The sequence below is a fragment of the Streptomyces sp. P17 genome, from assembly GCF_032436805.1.
Lineage (GTDB): Bacteria > Actinomycetota > Actinomycetes > Streptomycetales > Streptomycetaceae > Streptomyces.
The window spans coordinates 83,190-97,668 of record NZ_JAVRBF010000031.1 but is presented as its reverse complement, the minus strand read 5'-3'; the positions used below and the strand labels follow the sequence as shown (position 1 = coordinate 97,668).

13 protein-coding genes are annotated in these 14,479 nt (G+C 69.7%); all 13 read right to left on the bottom strand.

Features of this window, described 5'->3' with window-relative positions; all coding sequences use genetic code 11:
* Nucleotides 1–69: 69 nt before the first annotated feature.
* Nucleotides 70–1,245, bottom strand: coding sequence for a hydroxymethylglutaryl-CoA synthase (locus RMT89_RS21235; RefSeq protein ID WP_315885328.1), 1,176 nt, complete (start codon nucleotides 1,243–1,245; stop codon nucleotides 70–72).
* Between the two features lie 4 nt (nucleotides 1,246–1,249).
* Nucleotides 1,250–2,308, bottom strand: coding sequence for a hydroxymethylglutaryl-CoA reductase (locus tag RMT89_RS21230; RefSeq protein WP_315885327.1), 1,059 nt, complete (start codon nucleotides 2,306–2,308; stop codon nucleotides 1,250–1,252).
* Nucleotides 2,305–3,396: a type 2 isopentenyl-diphosphate Delta-isomerase gene (gene fni, locus RMT89_RS21225; protein WP_315885326.1), complete on the bottom strand. Its 1,092-nt coding sequence runs from the start codon at nucleotides 3,394–3,396 to the stop codon at nucleotides 2,305–2,307. Before fni ends, RMT89_RS21230 begins: the two co-directional genes overlap by 4 nt.
* Complete coding sequence (locus tag RMT89_RS21220; RefSeq protein WP_315885325.1) at nucleotides 3,393–4,466, bottom strand: phosphomevalonate kinase; 1,074 nt, start codon at nucleotides 4,464–4,466, stop codon at nucleotides 3,393–3,395. The genes fni and RMT89_RS21220 overlap by 4 nt, the downstream gene beginning before the upstream one ends.
* Nucleotides 4,463–5,509: a diphosphomevalonate decarboxylase gene (gene mvaD, locus RMT89_RS21215; protein ID WP_315885324.1), complete on the bottom strand. Its 1,047-nt coding sequence runs from the start codon at nucleotides 5,507–5,509 to the stop codon at nucleotides 4,463–4,465. Before mvaD ends, RMT89_RS21220 begins: the two co-directional genes overlap by 4 nt.
* Nucleotides 5,499–6,494: a mevalonate kinase gene (mvk, locus tag RMT89_RS21210; RefSeq protein ID WP_315885323.1), complete on the bottom strand. Its 996-nt coding sequence runs from the start codon at nucleotides 6,492–6,494 to the stop codon at nucleotides 5,499–5,501. Before mvk ends, mvaD begins: the two co-directional genes overlap by 11 nt.
* Nucleotides 6,495–6,514: 20 nt before the next feature.
* Complete coding sequence (locus RMT89_RS21205) at nucleotides 6,515–7,783, bottom strand: cytochrome P450 (protein ID WP_315885322.1); 1,269 nt, start codon at nucleotides 7,781–7,783, stop codon at nucleotides 6,515–6,517.
* Between the two features lie 5 nt (nucleotides 7,784–7,788).
* Nucleotides 7,789–8,685: an aromatic prenyltransferase gene (locus RMT89_RS21200; RefSeq protein WP_315885321.1), complete on the bottom strand. Its 897-nt coding sequence runs from the start codon at nucleotides 8,683–8,685 to the stop codon at nucleotides 7,789–7,791.
* Nucleotides 8,686–8,798: 113 nt separating this feature from the next.
* Nucleotides 8,799–10,385: a class I adenylate-forming enzyme family protein gene (locus RMT89_RS21195; RefSeq protein WP_315885320.1), complete on the bottom strand. Its 1,587-nt coding sequence runs from the start codon at nucleotides 10,383–10,385 to the stop codon at nucleotides 8,799–8,801.
* A gap of 38 nt (nucleotides 10,386–10,423) precedes the next feature.
* Nucleotides 10,424–11,419: a class I SAM-dependent methyltransferase gene (locus RMT89_RS21190; RefSeq protein ID WP_315885319.1), complete on the bottom strand. Its 996-nt coding sequence runs from the start codon at nucleotides 11,417–11,419 to the stop codon at nucleotides 10,424–10,426.
* Nucleotides 11,416–12,567 carry a DegT/DnrJ/EryC1/StrS family aminotransferase gene (locus tag RMT89_RS21185; protein ID WP_315885318.1) on the bottom strand — a complete coding sequence of 384 codons (1,152 nt, stop codon included), beginning with the start codon at nucleotides 12,565–12,567 and terminating at the stop codon, nucleotides 11,416–11,418. Before RMT89_RS21185 ends, RMT89_RS21190 begins: the two co-directional genes overlap by 4 nt.
* A gap of 5 nt (nucleotides 12,568–12,572) precedes the next feature.
* The gene (locus tag RMT89_RS21180; protein WP_315885317.1) at nucleotides 12,573–13,124 is read right to left on the bottom strand and encodes a cupin domain-containing protein; all 552 of its coding nucleotides are present in this window, start codon (nucleotides 13,122–13,124) and stop codon (nucleotides 12,573–12,575) included.
* Between the two features lie 31 nt (nucleotides 13,125–13,155).
* A complete protein-coding gene (locus RMT89_RS21175; RefSeq protein WP_315885316.1) occupies nucleotides 13,156–14,226 on the bottom strand; it encodes a type III polyketide synthase in 1,071 nt (356 codons plus the stop codon).
* Nucleotides 14,227–14,479: the final 253 nt, after the last annotated feature.

Below are 14,479 nucleotides of genomic sequence, written 5' to 3'. Positions count from 1 at the left end.
TCTTTGGCCGGTGCGGCGAGGGTGCGTGCCGGGCGCCGTGGGTGCTGTGCGGGACTTTCAAAACACCCCCTAGCGCGTCTCGTACACGCGCTTGTGGTCGCGCAGGGCCGCCAGCCGGTAGGGGCCCGTGGTCTCGCACGGGGTGCGGTGGTCTCCCCCGTCGGGCGGGAACGCGTACGCGTGCAGCCCTCGGTAGCGGGCGTAGTCGACGGGTGTGCGCCGGTCGACCGCCTCTCGGTGCGCCTTGGTGCGCAGGTGTTCCCGGTAGCCCGGTACGGGGGTGCCGGCGAAGAACTCGGCGACGCTGCCCGAGCCGTAGCTGAGGAAGCCGATGTGCCGGTCGGTCAGGTCGTCGGCCTGGTCGAGCAGCGCGGCGAGTGCCAGGTACAAAGAAGCGGTGTAACTGTTGCCGATGACGTTGTTGTAGGCCGTGGTCAGTCCGAGGTCCCGGGTGACACGGTCCTCGTCGACGCCGTGCCCGCAGTAGTTGAGCAGCTGGCGGTGGGCCTTGTACGCCATCTTCGTGAAGGGCTGGTGGTAGCAGAACGCGGCGAACTCGTCGAGCGCGCGCCCGCCCTGCTCGGTGTAGTCCTTCCAACTGCCCTGCACCGCGAGCAGATACGCCCCGATGGACTCCTGGCCGTCGACCAGGGCGGCCTCGCGGTAGTTCGGCCGCCAGAAGTCCATGACGTCGGCGGTGAACACGCCCGAGGGCTCCTCGATGCGCACGAGTGCGGGATCGGCACCGACCAGCATGGCTACGGCGGCGGCGCCCTGGGTGGCCTCGCCGGGGCTGTCCAGCTCGTACTTGGAGACGTCGGCGGCGACCACGAGGACCCGCTGCGCCGGATCACGGCGCACCAGACCGAGGGCGAACTGGAGGGCCGCCGTCGCCCCGTAGCAGGCCTGCTTGAGTTCGACGACCCGGGTGGCGGAGGGCAGTCCGAGGAGTGTGTGGACGTAGATCCCGGCCGACTTCGCCTGGTCGATCGAGGACTCCGTGGCGAGGATGACGGTGCGGATCCCGTCGCTGCCGTGTCGCTCGACGATCGGCGCGGCGGCGGTCGCGGCCATGGTCACGATGTCCTCGTCGGCGGCGGGCACGCTCATCGACCGCTGGCCGATGCCGTGGTGGTACTTGCCGATGTCGGTGCCGTTGTGCTCGGCGAGGACGGTGTGCGCAAGGACGAACTCGGTGGTCGCGAACGACAGATCGTGCAGTCCTACGGCAAAATCGTTGGCCATTTCCCTAGACACCGGCCTTCGCTGTCTCGTTGGCGCGCTCCAACTGGACGTGTGCGCGCATGAGTTCGCCCGGGTTGGTCTGGGCGGCGAGGAGGGAGAGTTCGCCGCAGAGCACTGTCGCCGCCGCGAGGACGGCGAGCCGGCGGGCGTTTTCGCCGGGGGCGCGCTCGGCCCGGCAGCCGAGCCGGGCCAGGTTCGACTCCACGAAGTCGAGGCCCTTGCCGTTGCCGACGGAGCCCACGATCAGGTTGGGCAGGGTGCAGGCGAAGTAGAGGTCCCCGTCCCGGTCCTCGGCCATGACGACGCCCTGGGAGCCCTCGACGATGTTGGCAGCGTCCTGGCCGGTGGCGAGGTAGAAGCCGAGCAGCATGTTCGCGAAGTGGGCGTTGGCCGAGCGGATGCCGCCGGCGAGCAAGGTCCCGAGCAGGTTCTTGCGGATGTTCAGCGCGACGACGTCGGCGGCCGTGGTCCGCAGCACGCCCTCGACCACGGCACGCGGTACGAGCAGCTCGGTGACCACGTTCTTGCCGCGGCCGAGGATGCCGTTGACGGCGGTCGCCTTCTTGTCGGTGCAGTAGTTCCCGGAGATCGATCCGTAGGAGATGCCCGGGATCGTCTCCAGCAGGTGCCGCAGCAGCGCGTCGGAGGCGAGGGTGGCCATGTTGTGTCCTGAGGCGTCGCCGGTGCTGAACTCGAAGCGGATGAACAGCAGGTTGGCGTTGATCTCGTGGCGGACGCCGATCAGTTCGGCGTACCGGCTGCCGGTGCGCACCACGTCGCGCAGCTCCCCGATGCGGGCGTCGATGGTCCGCGCGGCCGTCAGCGCGGTCTGCGCGTCCAGCGCCTCGACGAGCACGGACCGGGTCATGCGCTCGTCGACGAGGGTGGCGACGATGCCCCGCTCGGACAGCATGGAGACCTTCGCGCCCCGGCCCACGGAGGGCCACAGCGGCGACTCGTAGGTGGCGAGCGGGACCGGGGTCTCGGTGGTGGCCACGTTTCCCGAGATCCGCAGGGGTCCCACCCATCGCATCGGAACCCCGGCGGTCGCGTTGTCGGTCATCGTGTGTTTCCCGTCATCTCGTGGCGGACGTCAGGGCTGCTGGAACGTCGGGCGAGGGACCCGGTGTCGATGCCCCGGTCGGCGCAGAAGTCGCGGAGCTCGCCGTGGATCAGCAGGTCGCAGTGCGTCAGTGCGGCGGGGGTGTGCGCGCCGAGCAGGGTCTGGAGGGCGGCCAGTTGGTCGAGCCACGTCCGTATCCGTGCGATCAGCGCGGTCACCCCGTCGTCGAGCAGCGTGCGCAGGAAGGTGCCGGAGACGCCGACGCCACCCGCACCGAGCGCCAGCGCGCGGGCCACGTCCAGCGGGTGGCGCACTCCGCCGGAGGCGAGGACGGGGATCGGGGCGTCCCGCGCGTCCAGCAGACAGGCGGCGGTGGACTGTCCCCAGCCGTTGAGGCAGGCGTAGTCGGCGAGTTCGCGGCGGCCGTTCTCGATGCGGGCGAAGTCGGTGCCGCCCCGGCCGCCGAGGTCGGCGATCCGGACGCCCAGCCCCTCCAGCAGACGGACGGTCTCACGGCTCAGCCCGAAGCCGACCTCCTTGACGATCACGGGGACGTCGACACCGGCCGCGATCTTCTCGATCTGCGGGGCCCAGGACGCGAACGACCGGTCCCCTTCCGGCATCACCGTTTCCTGCACGGTGTTGAGGTGGATCTGAAGGGCATTCGCCCGGAGCAGGTCGATGGCCCGCCGTGCTTTGTCGACGGAGGCCGTGGCGTTGACGTTGGCCATGACGAACCCGTCCGGGTTCTCCTTGCGCAGCACGCTGAACGTCTCCGCGCAGTCCGGGTCCTTGAAGTAGGCGCTCATGGACCCGGACGCGATGGGCACGCCGGTCTCGCGGGCGGCGATGCCGAGGTCCCGGTTGATGGCGCCGGTCCGCTCGCTGCCGCCGGTCATCGCGTTGATGTAGAGCGGCACCGGCCAGGACAGGCCGGCGAAGGTGGTGGCGAGTGAGACGTCCGGCCGGTCGAGCCCGGCCAGGGCGTGGTGGACGAACGAGATCTCGTCGAACTGGTTGCGTCCGCTGTGCTGTTGCTGTTGTTCGACAGCGAGCCGGACGTGGTCGTCCTTGCGTTGAGCGATCATTCCTCGTTCCCTTCCGCGGCGGGACGGATCGGCAGGGGCACCACCCCGGCCGAGGCCCATCGTTCGCGCAATCGGGCGATGTCCCGCGTGGCCGAGGCGTCCAGCAGCGCGATGCCGCAGTCACCGCCGCCCGCCCCTGAGGGCTTGGCCGCGCCTCCGACGGCTTCGGCGGCCTCGCACAGCGCGGTCAGCCGGGGCGTGAAGACACCGAGGGCGACCGCGTCGTCCAGCAGGGCCAGCTCCTGCCGGGCCTGCCGGACGCGGTCCATCAACTCCTGGCCGTCGCCGCGCTCCAGTGCCGTGATCGCCGCGCGCACGCAGTCGGTGGTGGTGCGAACGAACCTTCGGTGGGCGGCCGTTCCGCGCCAGGGACGCCGGTGCAGCTCGGACACCAGGGACACGGTGGAGGCGGGGTGCCCGGTCCAGCCGACCTCCAGCCAGAGCCCCTCGGGCGCCGGCAGCCGTCGTATCGCGAAACCGGGCCAGGGTGCGCGCAGGGCCTCCGCTACGCCCTCGCTGCGGGCGAGTTCCAGCACCGCCGGCCGGTCGGGCGCCCGGTAGGCGATCCAGCCGCCCCAGGTGCTGGCGGCGAGGTCACCGCCGGATCCCTTGGGGTCGAGCTCGGCGGTGGCGAGCAGGGCCAGCCGGAACCGTTCCTCGGCGGACAGGGTGAGACCGCAGTACGCGGCGACCGCGGCCACGGTCGCCACGGTCACGGCGCCGCTGGACCCCAGGCCGTATTTGGTGCCGTTGTCGTGCAGGCCGCTTTCGACCGACAGGCTGAACTCCGGTGTGGCAAGGCCGCGTTCGGCCGCCAGCCGGGCCACCGTCTCGATGGCGGACACCACATGAGCGAGTCCCGTGTGCGGGCCGAGCCGGCCGTTCCGCCACCCAAAGCGCTCGCCGCGCGGGCCGAGGTCGGAGGAGATCTCGACGCCCGCCTCGACCGGGGCGGTCACCGTGACGGTGACACAGCGGTCGACCGCGACGAGAATCGCCGGGTTGCCCGGCTCGACGACCGCGTACTCCCCCGCGACGAACAACTTGCCCGGAGCGCACCGCCGGATCACCGACCGTCCCCGGGCAACAGGCGGGCGCCCGGGCCCGGTTCGGCGATGTGCACCGAGCCGTCCGGTACGGCGTCGCGCACCGCCTCGGCCACCCGGTCGGCGTCCGCGCGGCGACACAGCACCTTCACGTTGGGCCCGGCGTCCATGGTGGCGTAGGCCGGGATGCCGTCCTGTCGGAGCCGGAGCACGCGGTCGAGGGCGGTGAGCGTGGCGGGCGCCAGATAGCGCACGGCGGGGCGTGCCGCGAGCATGGTCGCGTGCATACCGAGCGCGTTGCGTTCCGCGATCTCCCCGACCGTCTCGATGTCCCCGGCGAGCAGAGCCGCCCGCATCTCGTCCAGGTCGGCCTTGCTGGAGACGGCCCACGGTTCGTACAGCGGGGAGGTGTCGACGGTGCGCCGCATGGCCGCCCGGCTGGACACGGGCTTCGGGCCCGCGTCGACCACGGCGATGACCAGCGCCGGATCGAGGTCACCCACGCGCAGGGGCTCGGCGTAGGAGCGGAGGTCGGCCTCCTGCGCGGTGCCGGAGGCCGGGCCCGCGTGCCACACCGCGAAGCCGCCGAAGACCGACCGGGACGCCGATCCGGAGCCGCGCCGGGCGAGCCGGGACAGGGCGGTGGCGTCGAGGGGAAGACCGTACGCGGCGGCCGCGGCGACGGCGAGGGCGGCGAATCCACTCGCGGACGAGGCGAGGCCCGCCCCGGTCGGGACGGTGTTCTCGCTGTCCACCACGGCCCGGTGCGCTTGCCCGGCCCGTTCCCGCACCACGTCGAGGAAGTGGACGACGCGGCGCAGCGCTTCACCCTCGGCGGGCTTGCCGTTGAGGGTCACCACGTCCCGCGCGGCGTCAGGGTCGAGGCGGACGGAGGTGGTCGTAGGGAAGACGTTCAGGGTCATCGACAGGCTGTCGACGCGGGGCAGAACCAGGTGCTCGTCCCGCTTGCCCCAGTACTTGATCAGCGCGATGTTCGGGTGCGCGACGGCCGTGGCACTGCCGGCGGCGCTCGGCTCCGGCGCAAGGACCTGGGGTTCAGGGCGCATGCTCGGCACGCCCTCTCAGCGGTACGACCCAGGTCTGTACGGCGCCTGCCGCGTAGAGCTCCTGGCTGACCTCACCGGCCTGCTCCATGCGCGTCAGGGCGAGGACGCAGCCGCCCAGGCCACCGCCGGTGATCTTGGCTCCGAGGCTGCCCGCCGTGAGCGCGGCTTCCACGAGGGCGTCGATGGGGTTGGTGCTGAGTCCGGCCGCCCGCAGCAGATCGTGATAGTCCGTCAGCCGCGCGCCGAGCTCCTCCGGCCGACCGTCGGCGAGGGCGTACCGGGCCTCCTCGGTCAGCCGCGAGGCCCGGCGCACGAATCTCTCCTTCGCTCCGGCGTGCCGCTCGAATCCTTCGCGCAACAGCTCGACCGCGTCCTTGGTACGGCCGACCAGGCCGCTGTCCGCGATGACGAGCAGGCCGTAGCAGCCGATGCTCAGTTCCTGCACCTCGCCGTTGTGGAACAGCAGCGGGGCGCGGGCGCCCACGGTCCGTGCGTCGACGCCGCTGGAGCGGCCGTGCGCCATGTTCTCGGCCGTCTGCACCAGGTCGAAGGTCTCGTTCTCCGTGACCTCGCGGTCGTGGAGATCGGCGAGGGCATGGACGACCGCACGGGCGCAGGCGGCGCTGGAGCCGAGGCCGCGGCCGTGGGGGATGGCGCCGTCGATGGTCACGTCGAGGCGGGGGCTGTCGTCCACGCCCATGGCCGAGGTGAACTCCGTGATCAGCCGGCGCAGTCCGTCGGAAGCCTGCGTCACCATCGGCCGCGACGGGGAACCGGTCATCGTGAAGGACACCTCGCCCGGCCCGCCGGTCGCCCGGGCGGTGGCCGTCACCGTCAGCTGGGGAAGGGGGACGGCGAGCGCCGGAGCCCCGTACACGACCGCGTGTTCCCCGAGGAGCACGGCCTTGGCGTGAGCGCGGCCGATGCCGGCGGAACGGCTCCGTCGGTCTGTTGGCACCCCCTCCGCCGACGTCGAAAGAGTCACAGCACTCAACTCCCTTGTCGTTACCGGGGCCTCGGGACCATGAGAAGGCGGCGTGGATGGAGCGTGGTCTCCGGCGCCGTGCGAATGTGGTGGTCGGGCTCGGTGCCGAGTTTCCATTCCTGGGTCACCACATCGAGGATGGCCTGGAGTTCCTGCCAGGCGAACATCTCCCCGACGCAGCCCTTCGATCCGATGCCGAAGGGAATGTAGGAAGCGTCGACCTTGCCGGGATTGAGGGAGAGCCATCGGTCGGGATCGAAGCGTTGCGGATCCGGATAGCAGTCGGGGTCCCGGTGCAGCAGATAAGAGCTGAAGACCACATTCGTCCCCGCGGGGAGCGAGTGGTCGCCGAGCGTGACGTCCACAAGGGTCTTTCGGCAGGAGATCCATACCGGCGGATAGAGGCGCAGAACCTCCATCAGGAACCGGAGCGTGTAGCTGGACGTGTCCAGCCCCTGGGCGGCGCTTCCCCTGCGCATCAGGTCCTTGAGGAGCCGCTCCTCGACGAGGGGATTCCCGGAAAGCACATACAGCGCCCAGGACATGACGGAAGCCGTGGTGACCGTGGCCGCGGTCATCATCATGACCGCTTCCTCGCACACCTGCTCCGGCGTGAGGAGGCGGTTCCCCTCGTCATCGCAGTCCATCAGCAGCACCGAGAGGTAGCCGCCCGCCGAGTCGGGATCATCCGGGAGGCCGGCAATGCATTCCGCGAGCAGGTCCCGGAACTCCTTGCGCGCCTGGGAAAGCCTCTTGGACGCGCCCGGCCGGGCCGCTCGGGCCGCCGATCTCCCGTACAGCGGCTTCCTGATCATTTCCCAGGCCAGGCAGGAAAGGCGCTCGCTCAGCGCATCCGTCATCCGGGGCGAGAGCCCGGGTATGAGTGTGCTCACCGAGATGGCACAGGTGATCCGGCACATCTCGGCCTGAATGTCCACGGCATCGCCGACGCGCCACGAGGACACGACGTCACGGACGATGTCACGCATGGTGGGAACGTATGCGTCGACCTTCGTCGACCGCAGGAAGGGATTGGCCAGCCGCCGGTAGTGCCGGTGCATGGCCTCGTCCTCCGAGAGCATTCCGACCCGGCTGAGGTTCCTGGCCTTCCGGAACAGCTCACCCTTGCCGTAGTTCCTGCTCTCGCTCACCAATATCCTGCGGACCAGGACCGGATCCCTGACGAACACGGCGTCGACGCCGTCCACGGTCAGACGGCGCAGCCGGCGGCCTCGCAGGAGGCTCTCCATGCGGCTGAACTGGAAGACTGGACTGCCCTGCTCGCTCATCGCGGTTACCCCTCGTGCACGGTGTCGCGAGCGGCGATATACGCGGCATTCAGACGGCTGACAGGGCGCCAGCGGTAGTAGGACTGGAGTTTGTAGTACTCCTCGCCGGACGACGTCACGGCCGCGTAGACCATCTTGGGTTCGTCGACACCGTAGGGAACGCTCTTCACGAAGTGCTCGATCTTGGTGCCGAGCCGGGCGAAGTAGGCCATCGGGTTCTCGGTCTTCACCCCGTAGGAGATCCGCTCGATCTCGGTGGAGTCCCAGTTGTGGGTGGTGTAGATCCCGAACGCCTTCTCACAGAAGGCGAACATCTCCTCGCTCGGGCTCGGCAGCCCGATGTCCCGGTGCATCGCCAGGACGGTGTCTTTCTCGTAGCACTCCGCGGGCGCCCTGAGGTAGGCGTTCATCGTGCGGCTGCGGTAGTCGATCCCGATGACGTCCACCTTGTCGGCCAGGCCGTACCGGGTGAAGAAATCCATGTTCTCGGCCAGGCTCGCCGGCAGCGACGGCAGACCGGTGAGCCGGGCCAAGGTCTCGTGCTCTCCGGCCGGGAAGTACACCCAGATCTTCTTGAACCCGGAGGTGACGCCGAAGTCGATGCCGTAACTGTCGATGGGGCAGAGCTGCTGGATGTCCTCAAGCAGGCTGCCGATGGGGTGGTCCGGCTTCTCCATCAGGCCCTTCGACAGGGCGACGGCGTACGGGTCGACCTCCTTGGGCAGCGTGAAGCGGGCGTCGAAATCTCCTTCGTGCTTCGCGTTGGTGGCCACCCTGAAGGCGATCACGGCCTGGGCGAGTTCCTCCTCGAACGCGGCCAGAATGGGCCGGACGACATCACGCGAGGCGGTCACGTCCAGCAGGCCGGCTGACTTCTCGATGGCGGAATAGAAACCTGCCACAGAGACATCGACTGCACCCGACATCATTGCTCCAAAGAGTCAGTCTCGGTTCCTGTTTGCCTTGCACATGCGAGAAGCGGCGGCACCGAGGCCGCCGCTTCTCGGTTTCTGGATCAGGCCCCGTGCTTGAACTTGTCCTTGAGCCGGTCCGCCAGCGCCAGGCGCTGCACCTTGAGCGTGCCGGTGCGCGGGAGTTCGGCCTCGGGGATCTGGACCGGGTCGGCCAGCTGGGGGAAGTCGGCGACGGCCGCGCGCCAGCGCTCCAGGTCCAGCGGCCGGTCGCCGTGGGTGCACAGCACCGGGACGGCCTCGGAGTCCGGGCCGTGGACCACGACGAGTTCGCTCAGTTCCTGCATCTTGGCGAGGACCAGATCCTCGACCTCAAGGGAGCTGCGCACGCCGGGGATCATGTCGACCTCACGGTCGAGCATGTGCAGACAGCCGAACCGGGTGAAGTAGCCGACGTCTCCGGTCGGCCACCAGTCGCCCTCCCGATTGCTGTCGTAGCGCTCCTGCTCGCCGAAGTACGTCTTGGCCAGACCGGGCCAGGCGACCTGGATGCGGCCGGGGTTGTGCTCCGTAGGCCGCTTTCCGTCGCGGCTGACGACCCGGACCTTCGCCGAGCCCAGGGGCATCTGCCAGCCGACGCAGCGGCCGTTGGCCTTGTGGGCGGAGTGGCGGAAGTAGGCGCGGCCGACGGCGGGGCCGACCTCGCTCTGTCCGTAGATCTGGAAGAACAGGGCGCCCTGCCGCTCGGACGACTTGAGCAGCCGGCTCATCGTCCTCGGGTGGATCGCGTCGAAGGTGCTGCTGAAGTACTTCACCGAGGCGAACGGCTTGCGGGGGTCCTCGGCCAGACTCTCCCACGCCATCAGCGAGTTGGGCAGCGCCTCGATGAGCCCGGGCCGGTTCTCCAGGAGCAGCTCGGCGACCGTGTCGGGCTCCGACCCGTTCATGAGCAGCACCGGCATCTCCCGCAGGAGGGCCAGGGCCATCGCCGCGACGATCCGGGAGTGCACGAAGGGGATGGCGATCGCCACGTTCTCCCGCTGCCGCATGAGCGAGAGCAGCCGCCACTGCGGTTTGAGCCGGATGCCCTGGGTGCGGGGCGTGTGCACGACCAGCTTGGGCACTCCGGTGGTGCCGGAGGTGTGGGTGATGACGGCGGCCTCGTCGATGTGCCGCACCACGGGCTTGACCCGCGGCGCCCTGGCGAGCCCGGCCAGCGAGACGGTCTGTGGCCGCTCGCCGTTGACGAGGATCACCTGCCGGGTCAGCTGTGCCAGGGGCAGTTCGGCGAGCACATCGAGCTTGTGTTCATCGGTGAGCAGGTTCGGCCGGTCGACCCTCTTGAGCAGTGCGCCGACCGTCACCGCGTCCAGGCTCGGCGAGAGCAGCACGGGCACCGCGCCGATCCGGGACGTGGCGCAGGCCAGCACCCACACATCGGCGTTCGCCTTCTTGTGGATCACGACATGCTCGTCGGGCCGGACACCGGCGGCCCACAGCCGGCTGGCCAAGTCGTCGGCCAATTCAGCTATCTGAGCGATCGTCACATTCCGGCCGACCTCGGGAAGTACGTCGAGATCGTGGTCGAGCGTGAGGGGCGTCGTCCCGTTGACGGCCGCGGCCATGGCCGGCAGCAGGCCGATGTGCAGACCGCGCTTCTGGATCGATCGATAGGCCACGGAGCCCTTCATCGGGCTGCCTCCTTTACCGGCTGGGTGGATGGCGTCGCTCATCGGGCGATGACCAAGGTGGCGGGCGGCGCCGAGTGGAAGGAGACGCTCGTGAATCCGGCCTTGGTCAGCCACTCCTGATAGTCGGAGCGACGCCAGGTGCTGCCCTGCTTGCTCTTGAGGAGCATTTCGGCGGCGAAGATCAGCGGGAAGGCCGGGCCGCCGCGGTCGTCGTCGACGACGTAGTCGTTGACGACCAGAGTGCCGCCGGGCTTGAGGGCCTGCCGGAGTCTGGTGAAGACCTCGACGTTGCTCTCCGGCCCCTCCTGGTGGGCGATGTGGGAGTACACCGCGACGTCGAACTCGGCGGTGCCGAAGTCGGTGCTGTGGAAGTCGCCGTCGACGGTGGTGAACCGGTCGGCCACGCCGCGCTCCGTCAGCAGCCGGCGGGCGATGGCGTTGATCGGCTCCCAGTCGAGCTGGGTGGCGCGGGCCTCGGGGTTGGCCTCCAGCCAGATGCCCGAGTAGATGCCCGAGCCGCCGCCCACGTCGAGGATGGAGATCTCACCGGCCCCGGCCAGGCCCAGCATCTCGGCTGCGATCGTCGCGGCGGGCCTCGACTGCGCGGCGATGGCCGTGACGATCCCCTCCCAGTGCGGGTTGTTGGCCACCTCCACCACCGACTTCGCCACCGGTCCCCCGACCCGGACCACCTCGGCCAGGTCGGCCAGGCTGCCCATGTGGGTCAGCTTGAGCTTGGCGAAGCCGCTCAGCGAGGCGGGCTTGCCGTCGACGAGGTAGGCGGACGCCTCGGCGGTGTTGCGGTACCGGCCGCCGGACACCTCGACCAGGCCCACGCTGACCAGCCCGTCGAGCAGGGTCTGCGCGCCCCGCTCGGAGATCCGGGCGCGGCCGGCCAGTTCGGCGGCCGTGTCCGCGCCGTTCTCCAGGTGGGTGAAGAGCGAGTGGGTCGCCGAGGCGGCGAGGATGCCGGTGGCCCAGTAGCCGTTGATCAGCCGCATGACGGTGTCGGGTGACGGCTGAGGGCTCGTCATGCTGCCCCTCCCAGGGTCCGGCCGGAAGCCGAGCGGAGCGCGCCGCGCAGCGTCCCGGCGACCCGTTCGACCTGGTCCGAGGTGAGTTCCGCGTGCATGGGTATGGCGAGGTTGCGCGCGAACAGGTCCGCGGAGACCGGGCACTTCTGCTCCGACCGGAACACCGGCTGCGCATGGGTCGCCCACGCGCCCTGACCGCAGCCGATGCCCTGCCCGCGCAGTTCGGCGGCGACCGCCGAGCGGTCCACGCCCGCGTCCAGCGTCACGATGTACGACTGCCAGGCATGAGTGCGGTCCTTTGGCACGTACGGCGGCGTCAACAGCTCCTCGTCGACGAGGAGTTCGGCGTACTGCGCGGCGACGGCGTTGCGGCGCGCCAACAGCTCGTCGATCCGGCCCAGTTGCACCTGGAGGATCGCAGCGGCGATGTCGGAGAGCTTGTAGTTGAAGCCGATCTCGGTGAACTCCGGGATGGGCAGGCCGACGACCTTGCCCAGGTCGAAGATGCTGCCGATGCCGAAGGAGGAGCGCAGCCGCGCGTCGGCCCCGATCCTCGGGTCCCGGGCGAGCAGCGCGCCGCCCTCACCGCTGGTGGCTCCCTTGCGTCCGTGGAAGGACAGACAGGCCACCTCGGCGAGCGCACCCGCCTGCCGGCCCTGGTAGGTGGCGCCGACCGCGCAGGCGGCGTCCTCGACGACGAACAGGCCGTGACGGTCGGCGATCGCCTGCAGTTCCGTGTAGTCGGCGGGGAGGCCGAGCGTGTCCACCGCGATCACGCCGACCGTGCGGGATGTGATCAGGTCGGCGACCGCCTGCGGGTCGACGGTGCCGGTGTCGGCCCGGACGTCGGCGAAGACGGGTACGGCGTCGACGTAGCGCACGGCCTGGGCGGGTGCCGGGAAGGTGTAGTCGGCGACGATCACTTCGTCGCCCGGCTCCACGCCGAGCGCGAGCAGGGCCAGGTGCAGCGCGGCACCGCAGTTGCTCGTCGTGACGGCGTCCCCGGCACCGTACTTCTCGGCCAGCTGAGCCTCCAGCGCCTTGCCCCGTGGGCCCTGCCCGGCCGGCCAGCCGGAGGCGAACACCTCGGCGACGGCGGCGAGTTCACGCTCGCCGAGGCTTGCGTGGACGAGGGGAATCGGTTGCATCACGGTCACCTCTCGCTCTGGCTGGGTATGCCGGCCGCCGACGGCGGCTGGAAGCGCAGCGGCGTGATCTGTCCGACGTCGTACCGCCGCCGCATCGCCTCCACGGCCGCGGGGTCCACCGCGGTACCGCGCGACCAGATCTCGGCGATCTCCTCGAAGTAGGCCTCGTGTTCGGGCGAGGGGTAGCTCTGGAAGAGCATCTTCACCGGCTTGTCCGTGGCGTTGCGGAACGCGTGCGGGATCCCGGGCGGGACGAACATGCAGCTGCCCTCGCCGGCTCGCACGACCCGGTCTCCCTTGGGCGACTCCCAGTGGTGCCAGGTGTCCGCCGTGCGCTCGGCCGGCTCGAAGCACAACAGGTCCAGCTCGCCCTGAAGGACGTAGAAGAACTCCTGGGAGCGTTCGTGGACATGGGCCCCCACATCGAATCCGGGCGGCACGATCACCTCGAAGACCGATACGGAGGAGCCCATCTCGTGGGTGGCCTTGAAGGTCACAGACTGGGCCGGGGTGACCAGCTTTCGCCCGGCACCGGCCGGGATGATGAGGTCGGTCATGTGATCCGCTTCCTGTGTTCGCGCGCTGCGTTCAGGCGAAGGTCTGCGGGACGCCGTCGGCCGCCCAGGTGCCGAGCGCCATCTCGGCGGTGATCCCGGGACCGAACCCCGCGATCAGACCGGTGGCACCGGGCGCGGGGGGCTCCTCCTCGAACAGCCTTCGGGCGGCTTCGAGTACGACGGCGCTGGCGATGTTGCCGTACTCGTTGAGGGTCGACCAGCTGTGCCGGAACACCTCACGGTCGACGTCGAGGAACTTCGCGAGGTCGTCGAGGATGCGCGGACCGCCGGCGTGAATGATGTAGAAGTCGAGCTTTCCGGCGTCCCAGCTGTGGTCCTTGGCCAGTTCGCGCAGGACCGGAGCGAGTGGCTCCATGGTGCCGGGCACCCGCCGGTCGAGCCGGAAGTGGAATCCGGTGTCCTTGACCGCGTACGAGATCCAGTCCTCGGTGTCCGGGATGAGATAGGAGGCGTTGCGCTCCAGGTCGATGCCGACCCCGCCTTCACCTCGTACGACGGCGGCGGCGACCGCGTCGCCGAACAGACCGTCGGAGAGCAGCGAGCCGATGTCGTCCTCGTCGGGCTGGTAGCAGAGCGAGCACAGTTCGCAGGAGACGATCAGGACGTTGCTGCCGGGGTGGGCGACGCAGAAGTCGTGGGCGCGGTTGATGGCCGCTCCGCCTGCCGCGCAGCCCAGTTGGGCGATGGGTATCTGCCGGGTGTCGGAGCGGAAGCCGAGGGTGTTGATCAGCCATGCCGTCAGCGACGGCATCAGGAACCCGGTGCAGGACACGTAGATGATCGCGTCGATGTCACGGGTCCTCAGTTCGGCGTTGGCCAGGGCCTGTTCGATGACCTGAGGGGTGCGCTTCTTCGACTCGGCCTCGTAGATGCGGTTGCGCGCCTCGAAGCCGGGATGGTGGAGCGTCTGCTCGATGGGCTGGACGATGTGCCGCTTCCTGACCCCGGTGTTCCGGATCAGCCGGAGCGCCAGGGCGAGTTGTGGCTTGCCGGCGTGTGCTCTTGCCGCGAATTCCAGAGTCTCTTCCAGGGTGATGACGTGTTCGGGCGCGTTCATCGCCGGCTTGCATAGCCTCGGCATATCTGGGATCCACTTCCTCAGAGTCTCGACAGCAAGGGCAGTGGAGCGTCGCGCTGAAGGCAGACCGGCCCGCCGATATGTCAGGCGGGCAGCGCTGACTCCCGGTTGCTGCCGGACAGCACCGGTCACGGCCGCGATGGCCGGGCTACGGGAGGAAGCGTGGGTGGTGACGGCCGGTCAGACAGAGAACGCTGACGGCGAGTTGCGCCTGTCCTTCAACGGAAGGGGACTTCAGCTGCTCGGACCAGACAGC

Bases quoted from the DNA above. Each gene is read 5' to 3' on its own strand.
- RMT89_RS21235 (WP_315885328.1), bottom strand. From the start codon at position 1,245: ATGGCCAACGATTTTGCCGTAGGACTGCACGATCTGTCGTTCGCGACC.
- RMT89_RS21230 (WP_315885327.1), bottom strand. From the start codon at position 2,308: ATGACCGACAACGCGACCGCCGGGGTTCCGATGCGATGGGTGGGACCC.
- fni (WP_315885326.1), bottom strand. From the start codon at position 3,396: ATGATCGCTCAACGCAAGGACGACCACGTCCGGCTCGCTGTCGAACAA.
- mvaD (WP_315885324.1), bottom strand. From the start codon at position 5,509: ATGCGCCCTGAACCCCAGGTCCTTGCGCCGGAGCCGAGCGCCGCCGGC.
- RMT89_RS21205 (WP_315885322.1), bottom strand. From the start codon at position 7,783: ATGAGCGAGCAGGGCAGTCCAGTCTTCCAGTTCAGCCGCATGGAGAGC.
- RMT89_RS21195 (WP_315885320.1), bottom strand. From the start codon at position 10,385: ATGAAGGGCTCCGTGGCCTATCGATCGATCCAGAAGCGCGGTCTGCAC.
- RMT89_RS21190 (WP_315885319.1), bottom strand. From the start codon at position 11,419: ATGACGAGCCCTCAGCCGTCACCCGACACCGTCATGCGGCTGATCAAC.
- RMT89_RS21185 (WP_315885318.1), bottom strand. From the start codon at position 12,567: ATGCAACCGATTCCCCTCGTCCACGCAAGCCTCGGCGAGCGTGAACTC.
- RMT89_RS21180 (WP_315885317.1), bottom strand. From the start codon at position 13,124: ATGACCGACCTCATCATCCCGGCCGGTGCCGGGCGAAAGCTGGTCACC.
- RMT89_RS21175 (WP_315885316.1), bottom strand. From the start codon at position 14,226: ATGCCGAGGCTATGCAAGCCGGCGATGAACGCGCCCGAACACGTCATC.